The organism is Pandoraea sp. (genome assembly GCF_041919235.1).
GTDB lineage: Bacteria > Pseudomonadota > Gammaproteobacteria > Burkholderiales > Burkholderiaceae > Pandoraea.
In genome coordinates, this window is sequence record NZ_JAYRUC010000022.1 from 15,775 (window position 1) to 32,475 (window position 16,701).

The 16,701-nt window shown below is 65.3% G+C and carries 10 protein-coding genes; 7 read left to right on the forward strand and 3 right to left on the reverse strand.

The window, feature by feature from the left end:
* The first annotated feature begins 218 nt into the window (after positions 1-218).
* The 6 genes from ACE3UG_RS17195 (at position 219) to ACE3UG_RS17220 (ending at position 9,209) form a co-directional block, all read left to right on the forward strand.
* The gene (locus ACE3UG_RS17195; RefSeq protein WP_374626088.1) at positions 219-1,475 is read left to right on the forward strand and encodes a D-amino acid dehydrogenase; all 1,257 of its coding nucleotides are present in this window, start codon (positions 219-221) and stop codon (positions 1,473-1,475) included.
* Positions 1,476-1,665: 190 nt separating this feature from the next.
* A complete protein-coding gene (locus ACE3UG_RS17200) occupies positions 1,666-2,568 on the forward strand; it encodes a transporter substrate-binding domain-containing protein (RefSeq protein WP_374626090.1) in 903 nt (300 codons plus the stop codon).
* A 99-nt stretch (positions 2,569-2,667) separates the two neighbouring features.
* Positions 2,668-3,396 carry an aspartate/glutamate racemase family protein gene (locus ACE3UG_RS17205; RefSeq protein WP_374626092.1) on the forward strand — a complete coding sequence of 243 codons (729 nt, stop codon included), beginning with the start codon at positions 2,668-2,670 and terminating at the stop codon, positions 3,394-3,396.
* A 430-nt stretch (positions 3,397-3,826) separates the two neighbouring features.
* Positions 3,827-5,566 (forward strand): putative bifunctional diguanylate cyclase/phosphodiesterase, encoded by a 1,740-nt coding sequence (locus ACE3UG_RS17210; RefSeq protein WP_374626094.1) that lies wholly within the window; start codon positions 3,827-3,829, stop codon positions 5,564-5,566.
* Positions 5,567-5,584: 18 nt separating this feature from the next.
* A complete protein-coding gene (locus ACE3UG_RS17215) occupies positions 5,585-7,084 on the forward strand; it encodes an HDOD domain-containing protein (protein ID WP_374626096.1) in 1,500 nt (499 codons plus the stop codon).
* Positions 7,085-7,838: 754 nt separating this feature from the next.
* Positions 7,839-9,209 (forward strand): nucleobase:cation symporter-2 family protein, encoded by a 1,371-nt coding sequence (locus tag ACE3UG_RS17220; protein WP_374626098.1) that lies wholly within the window; start codon positions 7,839-7,841, stop codon positions 9,207-9,209.
* A 110-nt stretch (positions 9,210-9,319) separates the two neighbouring features.
* Here the strand turns inward: ACE3UG_RS17220 and ACE3UG_RS17225 are convergent, their stop codons facing one another.
* The 3 genes from ACE3UG_RS17225 to imuA are packed head-to-tail and all read right to left on the reverse strand — an operon-like array spanning position 9,320 to position 15,116.
* Positions 9,320-12,640 carry an error-prone DNA polymerase gene (locus ACE3UG_RS17225; RefSeq protein WP_374626100.1) on the reverse strand — a complete coding sequence of 1,107 codons (3,321 nt, stop codon included), beginning with the start codon at positions 12,638-12,640 and terminating at the stop codon, positions 9,320-9,322.
* Positions 12,641-12,661: 21 nt separating this feature from the next.
* Complete coding sequence (locus ACE3UG_RS17230; RefSeq protein ID WP_374626102.1) at positions 12,662-14,308, reverse strand: DNA polymerase Y family protein; 1,647 nt, start codon at positions 14,306-14,308, stop codon at positions 12,662-12,664.
* Positions 14,238-15,116, reverse strand: coding sequence for a translesion DNA synthesis-associated protein ImuA (imuA, locus tag ACE3UG_RS17235; RefSeq protein ID WP_374626104.1), 879 nt, complete (start codon positions 15,114-15,116; stop codon positions 14,238-14,240). The genes ACE3UG_RS17230 and imuA overlap by 71 nt, the downstream gene beginning before the upstream one ends.
* Positions 15,117-15,324: 208 nt before the next feature.
* On the opposite strand from imuA, the gene ACE3UG_RS17240 reads away from it, so the two are divergent.
* Entirely contained in the window at positions 15,325-16,671 is a 1,347-nt protein-coding gene (locus ACE3UG_RS17240; RefSeq protein ID WP_374626106.1) for an Nramp family divalent metal transporter, read from the forward strand.
* The last annotated feature ends 30 nt before the right edge of the window (positions 16,672-16,701 follow it).

The window sequence follows — 16,701 nt, forward strand, 5'->3', positions numbered from 1 at the left end:
CCTGACGTCGTCTCCCGGTCGCCGATACCGGATCGGCGGCGCCGACCCTATAGCCAAAAGACATATGCTGCCTCAAATCCGCATAGGTTACCGAATTTTCTCGCTCTACACTGCGTAGCAAAGGCTGTGCAGGAAAACGACCGCGAGGGCCCCGTCCTCCCTCTGCGAATATTTTCCCGCCTTGCATTCCCTGGCGTTTTTCGTTGTTATTCATTGCTATGCATATTGGAGTCATCGGGGCGGGCATTGTCGGCCTCGCCAGCGCGTATCAGTTGCTTCGCGCAGGCCACGAGGTCACTGTCGTTGACGCAGCGAGCGCGCCGGGTCTGGGGACCAGTTTCGCCAACGGCGGCCAACTCAGCTACGGCTACGTTTCGCCGCTCGCCGCGCCCGGCGTGCTCTCGCAATTGCCATCGCTGCTGTTCTCTCGCACGGGGCCGCTGCGAATCAAACCGTCGTTGGATCCGGACTTCTGGCGCTGGTCGATCGAGTTTGTCAAGCATTGCAATGCGCAGGCGAACGCAAGCTCCACGCTACGCCTGCTCTCGCTCGGCCTGCATAGCCGCGAGGTGATGCAGGAATTTCTGACGCAGGAATCGGTATCGTTCGATTACCGATTGAGCGGCAAGCTGGTGGTGTACCGCGACGCAGGCAAGCTGGCCGCCGCCGAGCGATCGCTCGAACTCGCCAACGGCCTCGGCTATGCGCAACGGCGTGTCGACGCCGCGACCTGCGCGACGTTGGAGCCCGCGCTGGACAAGATCGCCGGAGAGCTGGCGGGTGGGATTCATACGCCGGGCGAAGGCACCGGCGACTGCCACTTGCTGTGCAAGGAATTGGCGCGGCTCGTGGGCGAACACGCGAGCGGCACGCTGCTGTTCGAGCGCGAAGTGACCGGATTCGATGCGCGCGGCGGCACCGTGCGGGCCATTCGTACGCGCACGGGCGACATCGCCGTCGATGCCTGCGTCGTAGCCAACGGTCTGGCGGCCATGCCGTTGCTGCGCACGGCCGGCGAGTCGGTGTCGCTGTACCCGCTCAAGGGCTACAGCCTGACGTACCGCGACGCGCCGGTCGACGCACGGCCGCAGGTCTCGGTGACGGACGCCGACAACAAGGTCGTCTACGCCAGCCTCGGCGAGCATTTGCGCGTGGCGGGCATGGCCGACCTGGTGGGTTACGACGATCGCATCGCCGCGACTCGCATCGATGCATTGCGCACGCTCTCGGCGGGGCTGTTCCCCGCGTTGAGCGCGGCGCATGCCCCGCTGGCGTGGACCGGCATGCGCCCGGCCACACCGCACGGCCGCCCGATCATCGAGCGTGCGGCCACGCTGGGCAATCTGTGGCTGAACGTCGGCCATGGGGGATTGGGTTTCACGTTGTCGATGGGCGCGGCGCGCATGATGGCCGATGCCATCGACGGCAAGCGTCCCGCCGTCGATCTGGCAGGGTTTGCCCGGCAGGCCGGGTAAATCACGCAGCTCGATGCTGGCGGGCCGCCCGGGTCGATTGCCGTCACGTCGAGGCAGGACGCGGCGTATCGAAGGCATCGCTCCCACGGGGACCGGCGGGAGAACGTGCCGGGTTGTATCAGAGTTTTTGGCGTTTGGCATTCCAACGGCGCGGACCACCGCGCCATTCACTTCCGATAGGACAGAGACCATGAAGAAGCTGTTTGCTCCCCTGCTGCTCGTCAGCGCCGCTGCCGCCCTGTTCGCGCAAACCGCGAGCGCGCAGGAACTCACGGGCACGCTCAAGAAGATCAAGGACACCGGCGTGATCGCTCTCGGGGTGCGCGAGTCGTCGATTCCGTTCTCGTACACGGACAACTCGGGCAAGACGATCGGCTACTCGCAGGAAATCGCGCTCAAGATCGTCGACGCCGTGAAGAAAGACCTCAACCTGCCGAAGCTGAAGGTCACGGAAACGCCGATCACGTCGCAGAACCGCATCGCGCTGGTGCAGAACGGCACGATCGATCTGGAGTGCGGCTCGACCACGCACACGTTCGAGCGCGAGAAGCAGGTGGGCTTCTCGCACAACATCTTCCTGTACTCGATCAAGATGATCGCCAAGACGGGCTCGGGCATCACCGACCTGAACAGCCTGAAGGGCAAGACCATCTCGACGACCGCCGGCACGACCGCCGACCGCATTCTCTCGGGCAAGAAGGGCGAGATCGGCTTCAATCTGATCCAGACGAAGGAACACTCGGATGGCTTCCTGACCGTCAAGCAGGGCCGCGCCGTGGCCTTCGTGATGGACGAGCCGCTGCTCTATGGTCAGCGCGCCGCCCTGTCGCCCGAGGAAGCCAAGGGCTATGAAGTCGTCGGCCCGAACCTTCAGTTCGAAAACTACGCGTGCATGTTGCGCAAGGACGATCCGGCCTTCACCAAGGTCGTCGACACGGTCATCGCCAACATGGAAAAATCCGGCGAAATGGAGAAGCTGTACAACAAGTGGTTCACGCAACCGGTTCCGCCGAAGAACCAGAACTTGAACTACCCGATGACGGCCGAGATGCGCGCCATGTTCAAGGATCCGATCACCAAGGCTTACGACTGATCCTGACGGACCGTGCGTTGTGCAGGGCCCCCCGCCGGGTCCCTGCACCGCACTCGATCCCGACCGACGTTCGCCGCTCCCCCCCAGATGGCCACCCTCATGAACTCGCACGCCACGCTCGGCATCCTCGGCGGCATGGGCCCCGCCGCCGGCATCGACCTTTGCCGCAAGATCGTCGACCAACATCCAGCCAACCGCGATCAGGATCACATCCCGTTCATTCTGTACTCGGTGCCCCAGATTCCCGACCGCACCGAAGCCCTGCTGCGCGACGGCGCCTCTCCGCTCGACGGCATGCTCGACGGCGTTCACGCGCTCGAACAATCGGGCGTCGGCTGCATCGCCATCGCCTGCAACACGGCCCACGCGTGGCTCGACGCGCTGCGTCATCGCACGCGGCTGCCCGTGCTCGATGTGGTGGAAGCGGTTGCAGGCGAGTTGTCGCAATGCGTCGGTCCCGGCGCCCCTATCGGCCTGATGGCCACCGAAGGCACGCACCACGCCAACGTCTACCGGCCAAGGCTCGAAGCGCTGGGCTATCGCTTCGTCCAGGCGAGCGAACCGCTGGCGCACCAGGCGCTCGTGAACGAAGGCATCCGGCTCACCAAGGCCGGGGAGATGCGCCGCGGCGGCGAGGCGCTCGCCATGGCGATGGAGCAACTGCTCGCCGCCGGGGCGCAACGCGTCATTCTCGGATGCACGGAAATCCCGGTAGCGCTGGCCACCTGTGAAACGCCGCTGGGCCGCTTCGGCCTGGACGCCTCGGCGGCCCTCGCCCGTGCGTGCATCGCCTGGTCGCTCGCCCACGAGTCCCCCGCCCAGGCATAGACCGGCCTTTGCCGGGCGTCAGCGTTCAGCCCACCCAGCCTACACAGCCCACTCTGCGCAGCCCACTCTGCGCAGCACGCTGCCGCCAAGCGGTCCGAGCGGTCGGACACGTCGGTGGCGATGCTGCACCGCAATGGCCGAATCCGGGCGTGCGCCTGCCGTCACGCAGGAAAAAATACCGATTGCCTTGTAGGAAAAAAACCCACAAGGGAAATCCTGTCGAAAGCGGCATGAAACCGGGATTGCGGGTACCAAAATCGCTGGCGTCTTTAGCTATAATGGCCCACAATCCATCGGACACCTGCCGGACCGAGGTTCGGCCATGAGCGCGTTTGCCTGTACGGGGAAACACATGAGCCGCAGCGCGCTCGACGTGATGCATGCACAGACAACAACAATGAGTTCAGATCGACTCCCAGCCGGTGTGCCTTTGGTCGAACCTTCGACCCCTGCGCTGGCAATCGCCGAGGCCAATTCCCCTGTGCCGGCCCCGGCATTGTCACGAGCGCTGGTCGAACTGACCGGCGGACTCTCGGCGCACGTCGCCGCCGATGGCCGTTTTCTTTTCATTGCCGAAACATCCCTGCGCCTGCTCGAATATTCGCGCGAGTATATCGATCACGCCACGCTCTTCGAGCTGACCGGCATCGAAGACGTGCCGCTGCTGCAGGACGCGTTTTCCGCCGCCCAGACGCTGGGCCCCCAACAGTGCACGGTACGTCTGCTGCGCGGTCTGACCGACCGGGTCTGGATGCGTTTGCGCATCGCTCAATACACCCCTCGTATCGCCGGTGCGGGCGCGTCGTTTCTCGTGCACGGCGAAGACATCACCGCCTTCAAGGAAAACGAAGCCCGCCTGTCCGATCTGGCCGTGCGCGATGCGGTGACCGGCTTGGGAAATCGGCAATACATTCAGCAGTGCATTGTCGAAGCCATTCAGCACGCCCGTGAAGGCGGTCCGAACTTTGCCGTCGCCCTGCTCGATCTGGACGGCTTCAAGAAGGTCAACGATTCGCTCGGCCACGACGTGGGCGACCAACTCCTGCGCGACGCCGGTCTTCGCCTGATCGCACAGATCCGCGAGACGGACATGGCCGCGCGCATGGGTGGCGACGAGTTCGTGCTCGTGCTGCCCGGCTGCGATAACGAACAGGCGCTCGGCGGGATCATGAAGCGGCTGCTCTCGGCCGTGCAGCAACCGTTTCAGGTCGGCGACCAGTTGCTGCACCTCACGACGAGCATCGGCGTGTCGTTTTTCCCGCAACACGGCGACTCGGCCGGCCTGCTCATCAAGCACGCCGACGCCGCCATGTACTGCGCGAAGGACCGCGGCCGCAACGGCCTGTGCGTCTATACGGACGATCTCGGCGCGCTGCATCGCAAGGCGTTTTCTCTGGAATCGGCCATGTTCGAGGCGATTCACAACGGGGAATTCAGCCTGCATTACCAGCCGATCTGCGATCCGATTTCGCTCAACGTGAAGGGTGTCGAGGCGCTCATGCGCTGGCATCCGGCACTCGGCCCGGTCTCACCAGCCGAGTTCATTCCGCTGGCCGAAGCCAATGGCCTGATCAACCTGCTGGGTGGCTGGGCGTTACGCGCGGCCTGCATGCAGCTCGCGCGCTGGGACCGCACCCGGCTCGACGGGCTGTACATGTCGGTCAACGTCTCGGCACAGCAATTTCACCATCCCTCGTTCCCCAGCCTCGTCTGGCAAGCAATTGCCGATTCGGGCGTGGAAGGCCACCGGCTGGTGCTCGAAATCACCGAGAGCGTGCTCATGCGCGACCCGGAACAAGCCAATTTGGTGCTGCGCGAACTGCAGACGCTGGGCGTGCGCTTTGCTGTCGACGATTTCGGTGCGGGGTATTCGAGCCTGGGATACCTCAAGCGTTTCCCGCTCTCGGCGCTCAAGATCGATCGCAGCTTCGTGAAAGACATGCCCACGTCACCGAACGACCGTACGATTGTGACGGCGGTCCTGGGACTGGCGCGCGAACTGGGTCTATCGTCGATCGCCGAAGGGGTCGAGACGGAAGAACAACGGCAGATGCTGATCGATCGCGGCTGCAATTCCATCCAGGGCTGGCTGGTGGCGAAGGCCTTGCCTGCGGGTGAACTGGAGGCCGCCTTTGCGAGCAGGCGTCTCAACGTGGATGTCGGCCACTGACCGGACAACCCCGCTACCATGAGCCTGACTAAAGAAAAAACGCTCGAACTGTTGTGGCAGCGCATGGCCGAGCGCGGCGAATTTCCGTCGCTGCAGCGCTCTGTCACGGGCATTGTGACGGCCATGCAAAGTGAAAGCACGAGTACGGCCGACCTGGCATCGTCGGTACTGTCCGACTTCGCCCTCACCCAGAAGGTGATCCGCCTGGCGAACTCGGCCATGTATGCGCCATTCGGCTGCAACGTGACGACCGTGTCGCGCGCGATCATGATTCTGGGCGTCGATACGATCGGTCACCTCGCCCTGAGCCTGAAGCTGCTCGAGGGCTTCGGTGAAGTGGCGGCGCACCGCGACGATATGGCCCGCGAACTGGCGCGCGCCACGCTGGCGGGCGCTTTCGCGCGCGACATCACGTCCAAGAACGGTATTCGCGACGGTGAGGAAGCCGTCGTCTGCACGTTGCTGCACCACGTCGCACGCCTACTCGTGACCTATTGTTTTCCGGCCGAATGGGTGGAAATCCAGACCATCGCTGCCGAGCAAGGCATCAGCGACAGCGACGCCTGCGAACAGGTGCTGGGCATCTCGTTCGCCGAGCTGTCCGAAGCGGCGGCTCGCAAGTGGGGGTTGCCGGAGTCGATTGCGACGAGCATGCGCCCGATCGATCTGGACGGCGACGCCCCGCTCTCGCACGCCGACTGGCTGTGCGCCGTGGCGAACATGTCCAACGAGATGGTGACGGAACTCACGCGCGGGGCCGACCCCGCGCGTCTGGCCGAACTGGCAGAACGCTACGCCGATCGGCTCGCCCTGGACATTGGCGAAGTGGTCTCGGTGGGCGAGGAAATGGCCCGCGACACGAGCCATCAGGAATTCATTGCGATCAGCACGGGCGCGTCGAGCACGCGTCAGCCGCCTGCGGGCAAGCCGCTGGATTCGGCACGGCGTCTGGCCGACGGCCTCTCGGAAGTTCGCGCGGCCACCGGCGAAACCGATGCGGTCGGTCTGCTCAATCTAACGCTCGAAGCGATTTTGCAGTCGCTGGGCTTCGTCAACTGCGCGGCCTTCGTGCGTGCGCCTGCGGGCAAAGTGTTCGAAATGCGTTTCGGCATCGGACGCGACGTGCAGCCTCTGCTCGGCCTGACGTTCCCCGAAGCCTTCGAACCGGACGTCTTCCATCTGGCGCTGACCAACGGCCGGGCCATTCTGATCGACAATGCCCGTGAGCCGCGCATCGTGCCGCGCATTCCGATGTGGCACCGTGAGCATTTCTCAAACGTGAAGTCGTTCTTCCTGCTGCCGGTTCGCCAGCGCAACCAGACCGTGGCACTGCTCTACGGCGACTGGGGCGGTGCCCTGTGCGCAGGGGGCATCGGCGCGAAGGAAATGGAGTTTCTGCGCCACATGGGCGAAGAGATCTCCAGCAAGCTCGAAAGTGTGGCGCAGCAAAACGCCAGCACCGGCAATACGGGCGACACGCTCGCTCGTAAGCCGTCCGGCACGACCGGCGGGCGCTGAAGCACACTGCCTCACCCCGTCGCCGACCTGCCAGCGTGCGGCGGCTTGGCGACGCGTCATCTCCGTCGTCGCGCAGCCCATCGCAGTCCTCCACACCCTTCGGCATCCGTCGCGCCCTCTCGCATCCTTGCGCATCCTTTCCCCTCCTTCCCTTCCTTTCGCCCCCTCTCGCTCTATTTAGCTCCCTTTCGCTTCGCATCCGTCGCTCGTGCCCATCCCGCGCCCATCCCGCGCCCATCCCGCGCCCATTCCGCCCACATCCCGCGTTCGCACCGCGTCGACACCCCCGTCCCGGCGGCTGTCTGCCGCCCCGGCATGCTTGCTGGCCGATTCCGCCACGCTCACCGAGACGGTGGGGCCAGCAGGCAACGAGTGTCTCCGAGATTCATACGCCAAGCGCAATCTTTAGTATTTCGGATTCGATATGATCGCCGACCGCCGGCCGGCGTCATCCGCCCGGCACTGGACGATTCGAGCGCGGCCGATCCTGGTGCGCACCGCGTCGCGGCACGGCGCGCGGCGCGTTTCACCCTTACGCAATAAGGCTTTGCGGGCCATCGACCATCACCGCGCAGGCGGGCATACTATGTCGCCGTACGGCAGTTTTTCTCCATGACGGCGCGCCTGTGGTCGATCTCGGTCAACGTGAGGCGCTGCGCCCGTGGTTTTTGACCGCACTCGCTGCACTTCGGTAAAAAATTTACGCTCGATTTGGCCCTGTAAATCCATTCGTACCGTCGTCTCAGGAGAAGACATGACGCAACCTGCTGCTGCACCGGTGCATCCGGTCGACGAGCGCCTGCCGCTCCCCAAGTTGTTCACGCTGGGATTGCAACACGTGCTGGTGATGTATGCGGGAGCGGTCGCGGTGCCGCTGATCATTGGCGGCGCGCTCAAGATGTCGGTCGATCAGGTGGCGTTTCTGATCAACGCGGATCTCTTCGCCTGCGGGATCGCCACCTTGATCCAGACGCTCGGCCTCTGGATCTTCGGTCTGCGTCTGCCGATCATGATGGGGGTGACGTTTACCGCCGTCACGCCGATGATCGCCATCGGCACCAATCCCGATCTCGGACTGCTCGATATCTATGGCGCGACCATTGCGTCCGGCCTGATCGGCATTCTGATCGCGCCGCTCATCGGCAGACTGCTGCGACTCTTCCCGCCGGTCGTGACCGGGACCGTGATCACGGTGATCGGCATCTCGCTCATGGGCGTGGGCATCAACTGGGCGGCGGGCGGCTTCGGCAATCCGGACTACGGCAATCCTCTGTATCTGGGCGTGTCGTTCGCCGTGCTTCTGTGCATTCTGTTCATCACCAAGTACGTGCGCGGCTTCTTCGCCAACATTGCAGTGCTGCTGGGCATTCTGTTCGGCACGATCGTGGCGATGGTGCTTGGCAAGGTGTCGTTTGCGGGCGTGTCCGAAGCGCCTTGGTTCGGCTTCGTCATGCCGTTCCATTTCGGCGTGCCGCGCTTCGATCCGATCGCCATCGCGACGATGACACTGGTCATGCTCGTGACGTTCATCGAGTCGACCGGCATGTTCCTGGCCGTGGGCGACATCGTCGGGCGTCCGGTCGATCGGAAAATGCTGGTGCGCGGCTTGCGCGTCGACGGGCTGGGCACGATGATTGGCGGCATTTTCAACACGTTCCCCTATACCTCGTTCTCGCAGAACGTGGGGCTGGTCGGCGTGACCGGTGTCAAGAGCCGCTGGGTATGCGCGATGGGCGGGCTGATCCTGATCGTGCTGGGTTCGTTTCCGAAGGTGGCGCACGTGGTGGCGTCGGTGCCGCAGTTCGTGCTGGGGGGCGCCGGCATCGTGATGTTCGGCATGGTGACGGCCACGGGCGTGAAGATTCTCTCGACGGTGGACCTCTCGAAGAATCGCTACAACCTGTACATCATTGCGATCAGTATCGGCGTGGGGATGATTCCGGTGGCGTCGGACAAATTCTTCATGAAGCTGCCGCACGCACTCGAACCGTTCTTCCACAGCGGCATTCTGCTCGCGTCGGTCAGCGCCGTGCTCCTCAACGCGCATTTCAACGGCTTGCGCAGCGAAGCAGAAGCGAGCGCACTTGCGCAAGCGACCGGCAAACAGGCGGATGTCGCACATTGAGTTGCATGTGCTGCGTCAGTCGGCGCGTCACGGCGTCGACTGACAGGCTGTGCAAGAGCGATCGCACACGGCCGAGGCGCCGAAGACACGCCCCGCCCGTCGAAATCCCCTCAGTGAAAGTTCCGGCTCGATACCGTGAGTTCCCCGAGCATCGACGAGAGATCGACCAGACGATGCGCGACCAGATGGGTCACACGCGCCTCGCGCTGCCATACCCCTTCCACCCCCAATAAGGACGACGCCAGCAATTCCTTGCGCTGCGATTCGACCAGGTCGGGCCAGACGATCACGTTGATGACCCCCGTTTCGTCTTCGAGCGACACGAAGACCGTGCCATTGGCCGTGCCCGGCCGCTGCCGTCCCGTCACAATGCCCGCCGTGCGCACCCGGTGTCCGTGCACGGCCTCGGTCTGCAACGCCTTCGCCGTTCGCACCCGCATCCTGGCAAGCTTCTCGCGCAACAGCAGCAGCGGATGACGCCGCAGCGTCAGCCCCGTGCTCGCGTAATCGGCCACGATGTCCTGGCCCTCGGGCATCGGTGGCAACACCACCTGCTCGCCGGCACTGCCCGGCACCGCGTCGCGCAACGCCGTCGCCCCCAACAGCGGCGTGGGCGGCTGCCATGCGGCGACGGTCCAGCGCGCCTGACGCCGCCCGCCCAGCAATGCCGACAGCGCGTCGGCGGCCGCCAGGGCGTCGAGATCGCGTCGCGACAATGCGGCTCTCGCCGTCAGATCGTCGATGTCGGTCAACGGTCGCTGCCGGCGCGCACGCTCGATCGCCCGTGCCCCTTCGGCAGACAACCCCTTGACCAGCGACAGCCCCAGCCGCACGGCCGGCCGGCCGGCGTTGCCATACCGCCCAATGCGTGCCTCGGGACGCGACTCGACATCGCTCACGCAAACGTCGACCGAGCGCACCTCGACACGATGGCGCCGCGCATCCTGCACCAACTGCGACGCCGAATAGAATCCCATCGGCAAACTGTTGAGCAACCCGCACAGGAACATCTCCGGCGCATGGCACTTGAGCCATGCGCTCGCATAGGCGAGCAGCGCGAAGCTTGCCGCATGGCTCTCGGGAAAACCGTACTCGCCGAAGCCCTCGATCTGCCGGCAGATGGCCTCGGCAAACTCACGCGGATACCCGTTCTTCAGCATCCCGTCGACGATGCGGGTCTGGAACTTCTCAAGGCCGCCCTTGCGCTTCCATGCAGCCATCGAGCGGCGCAACTGATCGGCATCCCCGGCCGAGAAATCGGCGGCGATCATCGCGATCTGCATCACTTGCTCCTGAAAGATCGGCACGCCCAGCGTGCGTTCGAGCGCCGCCTTGATCTCCTCTCGCGGATAAACCACGTCCTCCTTGCCCTGCTTGCGACGCAGATACGGATGCACCATCCCGCCCTGAATCGGCCCCGGCCGCACGATCGCCACCTCGATCACCAGATCATAGAACTTGTCCGGCTTCAGACGCGGCAACATGCTCATCTGCGCGCGCGACTCGATCTGGAAGACACCGACGGTATCGGCGCGGCGAATCATCCCGTACGTCGCCGGATCGTCTCGCGGAATGTCCGCCAGACAGATCGGCTCACCGCGCCATTCCCCCAGCAGATCGAGCGTGCGACGCAACGCGCTCAGCATACCGAGCGCCAACACGTCGACCTTGAGCAGCTTGAGCGTCTCGATATCGTCCTTGTCCCATTGAATGACGTAACGATCCTTCATCGCCGCCGGCGCAATCGGCACCAGCCGCGAGAGCTTGTCGCGCGAAATCACGAAACCGCCCACATGCTGCGACAGATGCCGGGGGAAGCCGATCAGCCGTGCGACCAGATCGGCCCATAACCGCGTGGTCGGCGCGTCGGGTGAAAGCCCCTGCGCCGCCATGCGCGCGAGCAGATTCTCGCGACCGTCCCACCACTGCTGACTCTGCGCAACCTGCTCGACGATCGACAGATCGATGCCCAGCGCCCGCCCCGTGTCGCGCACTGCACTGCGCATGCGATACGAGATCACCGTCGCGGCGAGCGCCGCCCGGTCGGTGCCGTACTTGTTGTAGATGTACTGGATCACCTCTTCGCGGCGCTGATGCTCGAAGTCCACGTCGATATCGGGCGGCTCGTTGCGCTCCTTAGACAAAAACCGCCCGAACAGCAACTGCACCTCGTCAGGGTTGACCGCCGTGATCCCCAGGCAATAGCACACGGCCGAGTTGGCCGCCGAGCCCCGCCCCTGACACAGAATGCTCTGGCTGCGCGCGAAACGCACAATGTCGTAGACCGTCAGGAAATACGGCTCGTACTCAAGCTCCCGAATGAGCTTCAGTTCGCCATCGATGAGACGACGAACCTTCTGCGGCACCCCGTTCGGATAGCGCTGCCTCGCCCCCGCCTCGACCTCCTGACGCAGATACGTCACAGGCGTATGACCAGCAGGTACCAATTCCTCGGGATACTCATAGCGCAGGCTACGCAGATCGAAATGGCATCGCGAGGCGATGGCTATCGTCTCGGCCAGGGCGTCGGGCGGGTAGAGCCATGCGAGCCGCAGCCGCGTGCGCAGATGCTGCTCCGCATTGGCGGCAAGCGCCAACCCGCAAGCCTGCACCGGCTTGCCCAGTCCGATAGCGGTGAGCGTGTCCTGCAACGGCTTGCGCGAGCGCACATGCATGAGGACATGGCCGGTAGCGACGAGCGGTACGCCGCACTCGACGGAGATCGCGCGCAGATGCGCCAGATGCCTGTCGTCGTCGGCGCGATGACGGCGCTCGAGCGCCAGCCACACCCGCCCCTCGCCGAACGTCTGCGCGGCCCAGCGGGTTTGGGCCAGAGTGCGCTCGGGACTCGCGTCGGCATCCGGCACCAGGATCATCAGGCAACCCGGCAAACCACGCAGATGCGACTGCTCATTGGCCGGCGCGCTGAAGTCTTGCGCATGGAGACGATAGCTGCGCTTCGGGCCGCGCATGCGCCCCAGCGTAATCATCTCGGCGAGATTGCCGTAGCCTTCGCGATGCTGCGCGAGCGCCACCAAATGCACGCTCCCCAGCGCGAGCGACGGGTCCTCAGGCGTCAGACGAAACTCACTGCCCACGATCAACGACAGCGATGGATGCTGCACCGCTTCGGCCAGCGCGCGCACGACGCCCGCCAGCGAGCACTCGTCGGTGATCGCCAGCGCGGTATAGCCCAGATGCGCCGCGCGCGCGATCAGTTCCTCCGGGTGAGACGCGCCGCGCTGAAACGAGAAATTCGATAGACAGTGCAGCTCGGCATACGCGGGCAGACTGCCGTCGTCGGCGGCACGCGGGTCAGCGGGAGCCGCGGGCGCGATACCAGTCGCGATACCAGACGCGTCGGCACTGTCGTCATTGGCGGCCAGCCCTTCGGTCGGGCCTTGCCACGGCAGGAAATCATCGGCATTCATAAGACTGTGGCCCCACCGAATTCAGCCGAACAGGCCATGCAAGTACCACGCGGCATCCGCCCCCGTCACGGGACGCTCACGAAACACCCACAGCAGCGCCCCCGTGGTATCGGCCGCAATGAAGTAGTCGCGCGTCACGGTGTCCGGCGCCCACCAGCCGGCTTCGATACGCTCGGGACCACTCACCAGTTGCAATGGCCCCTGCCGCCACGGACGCTCCTGACGCACGTTGAGCCGCTGCGGCGCATCGAGCAGCCACGCCGGACGCGGCGGCCTCCCCTTCTCGCCCTCAGGCTGAGGGCCACCCGCGCGGGACGCCGTACCGCCGGCGGCATGGGGCGTATGGCCGGCGGCCCCGTGCGGCACGCTCACGAACGCCGCCTCGGGCCGGTGATCGCCGCGCACCTGCAAACGCCGCACGTGCTCGTCGCCCAGACGCGCCGCCACACGCTCCATCAGTTGCACATAATCCTGCCGGGCACGCCCCGGCTCGGGCAAGAGCGAACCGCTTTGCGCAACGTGCGGGGCCGTCTGCGTGACATCGAGCCGCAACGTCAGCACCGGTGCGACCAATGGCGTGCGGGCCAGCCGTTCCTTGCACAGCGACAATAAATGTGCGGGCGCGGCACTCGCTTCGGCAAGACGGATGTCGAAACGCGTCGGCGCCAGCGTTTGCCGCCCCATCGGCTCATGTTCGAGCACCAGTGTGAGCGCGCGCGTGGCCAGTTGTCCCGCAGCAAGCCACCCCGTGAGCTGAACGAGCAGACGGCGCAAGCCGAAAAGCAACACGTCAACGTCATGCGTGAGCGACGGCAGCGGCAGCACCGCCTCGAAATGAGGCGGCGCACGATACCAGACCGGCGCTTCCGGCGTCTCGCCATAGGCCCGGGAAAGCGCAGCGGGCAGTTCAGCACCACAACGGCGTCTCACGCCCGCTGCGGGCAGCGTGCGCAGCTCGCCCAACGTCGCACAACCGATTTGCGCAAGCCAGTCGAGCCACGGCTGCGCCTCGGGCAGCAACGCGACCGGGAGCGCATCGAGTTGTTGCGCCAGCGTCAGCGCCATCGGCGATGGCGCCGACGGCATCGTGGCCATCGCAGGCGCTGTCACGGTGACTGGCACTATCGAGCGACGCGACGCCCGTGACTGCATCGCCGCCTGTATCTGCCCGGGGGTCGGCGCATGGGGATCGACGGGCATCGGCAGCGCCTCGCTGGCACGCGCGAGAAGCGCCGCTGCGCTCGCCGTGGCGGCAATGCCCAACGACGCCCGGTGCCCGAGCGCCTCGGCACTCTCGTGCACCTGCGCAACCAGCGATGCCAGACCGCCGAAAAGACGCAGGCTCGGTGCCGCGTCGATCAGCACGCATTGCGGCGCGGCGATGGCAACGTCGGGACCGAAGCGCAGCAACGCCAGCGCCAGCGCTTCGAGCGCGGCCGTCTCGGCCGCTTCGTCGCGATCGTGAAATCGTGCCTGCGGCAATAACGCCAGCACACCGCCACGGCGCATGCCGGGTTGCACCCCGGCCGCCCGCGCCGCGTCACTCGCCTGCCAGACACGCGACTGCGCCAGCACGACCGTCGTGTCGGTCAGCGCATCAGCCGGTGTGGGCGCAGAGGCGATCTCGAGTGCCAGATACGGCAGATGCAGGGCGATCCAGCAAGCCATGCGAGACTCCGGAAGCAGAAACAAAAGACACCGTGGACGGTGAAGACGAAGGTGCCGGATCGGGCCTGAGATGCGCCGGCTGCTCGTCGTCGGCGCCTCCCGTCACCGATTGCGGGACGCGCGCATATGGTGCGGGCAACGTCAGCCAGAGCGGTTCGAGACGAGGCGGCCCGCGACGCTTGTGGAACTGCACGCCGAGACGACTTCCCTCTCCGACGGCAAGTCCCAGCCTCAACGGTGCCGCCGAGGCTGTCGCGGCGGCCGCGGCCCCACGCATCACCCAGGCCAGTGTCTCGCCGCCACCGGCCGCGACCTGAAGCCGCCGGATCTGTTCGGGCGTCGCAGCGGGCAGCCAGGTGAGCACAGCACCGCAGCACGCGCTTTTGAGTGCCTGTTCGGCACACCAGAGCATGTCGCGATCCTCGGTCCTCATGCTCCGCCCGCCACGCGCCCGAGGCCCCTGACGCTGCACATGTGCCGCATGCGCCGGACGCATCACGACACTGAGCCAGCGCAGATCGATCCCCCATCCCGCCAGCGCCGGCGCGTACGGCAGCATGGGCGGCGCAATCACCATCACCGGCTGGCCCGCTTGCGTGAGATCGCGCAACGCCGGTGCCAGCAACCGCCACTCCCCGATGCCCAGACGCTCGCTCAACAACTCCGTCACCGCGCCACGCGGCCACCCGGCGCCCGGCAGTTCGGCGTCGAGCGCGGCAAAGCCGGTGGAGTGGCCGGCGCGGTGGCAATGCGCCAGTTCACTGGCACGCCACAGCCCGGCAGGCAAGGTGGAAAGCGGCAGGGTCATCGCACACGCAAAATACTGTATGAATGTACAGTATAGCAGTTCATACGCTGTTGACGGGATATTCACGCCCTCGTCTACCGTCACGATCCCGCTTGCGGGCGAGCGCCGGCCCTGCTAGGGTCTGTTCTCCCAAGCGTCGGGCAAGACGCGCCTGAAATCCGGATGAACAAGCCCGACCGTTGGCGCCATTGAACGAATCCCTTCCCTCATGCCGCTGCCCACCACTGCCACTGCCCCCTTCTGTCCCTCCGAAGTCAAAGGCAGCATCGTCATCGACGCGCGCGCATCGCGCTGGACCAAGCTCAAACGCTTTGCGGGCCCTGGCCTGCTCATTGCCATCGGGTACATGGACCCCGGCAACTGGGCGACGGACATTCAGGCGGGGTCGCAATTCGGCTACGCATTGCTCTGGGTGGTGGCGCTATCGAGCCTTGCGGCCATCTTTCTTCAGATGCTCGCGGCACGGCTGGGACTGGTCGCGGGGCGCGATCTCGCGCAGGCCAGCTACGACCGCTACGGTCGCGCGGGGCGCCTCATCCAGTGGATCACCGCCGAGATTTCGATCATCGCCTGCGATATCGCCGAAGTCCTCGGCTGCGCGCTCGCCTTCAAGCTGCTGCTCGGCGTGCCGATCGCCTGGGGCATCGCTCTCACCGCGCTCGACACGATGATCGTGCTCGGTCTGCAAGGCAAAGGCTTCCGCCAGATAGAAGCCATCGTCTTCGGGTTGATCGGCACGATGGCCTTCTGCTTCGTCGCCCAAGTGGCGATGGTGCCGCCCGACTGGCACGCGGTGGCCGCCGGGCTCGTCCCCGGTGTACCCAGCCACGACCGGCACGATGCCCTCGTACTGGCGCTCGGCATCGTCGGCGCCACGATCATGCCGCACAACCTGTACCTGCATTCGTCGGTCGTGCAGACGCGACGGGTCGTCGGCGGCGAACGCGGCAAACGCGGCGAACGCGGCGAACGCGGCAAACACAGCGAAGTGCGCGACACGCTCGCGCTGGTGCGTATCGACACAGGCGTCTCACTCGCGATCGCCATGTGTGTGAATGCGGCAATTCTGATTCTTGCCGGCTCGCTGTTTCACACCAGCGGCCAGACCAACGTCACCGATATCGAGCAGGCGTATCGGCTGATTACGCCCATTGCGGGCAGCGCAGCCGCGTTCCTGTTCGGCATCGCGCTGCTCGCTTCGGGGCAAAGCTCAACGCTCACGGGGACTATCGCGGGGCAAGTCATCATGGACGGCTTTCTGCACATGAAGATCCCCTGCTATCAGCGCCGTCTGATCACGCGCGGACTTGCGCTCGTGCCTGCGCTGATCGGCGTGCTATGGCTCGGCGACGGCGCCGTGGGCAAGCTGCTCGTGTGGAGCCAGGTGCTGCTCAGCTTGCAACTGCCCTTCGCCATGTGGCCGCTCATCCGTTCGGTCAGCGACCCGCGCGTGATGAACGGCAACACCCTCGGACGCCCCGCACAAGTGTTCGCATGGGCCCTCTTCGCCGCCATTACCGCCACCAATCTGCTGCTCATCTTCGGGCTGAACTGAGACGTGCGAAGGCGGCGCGACGCTCTCGAT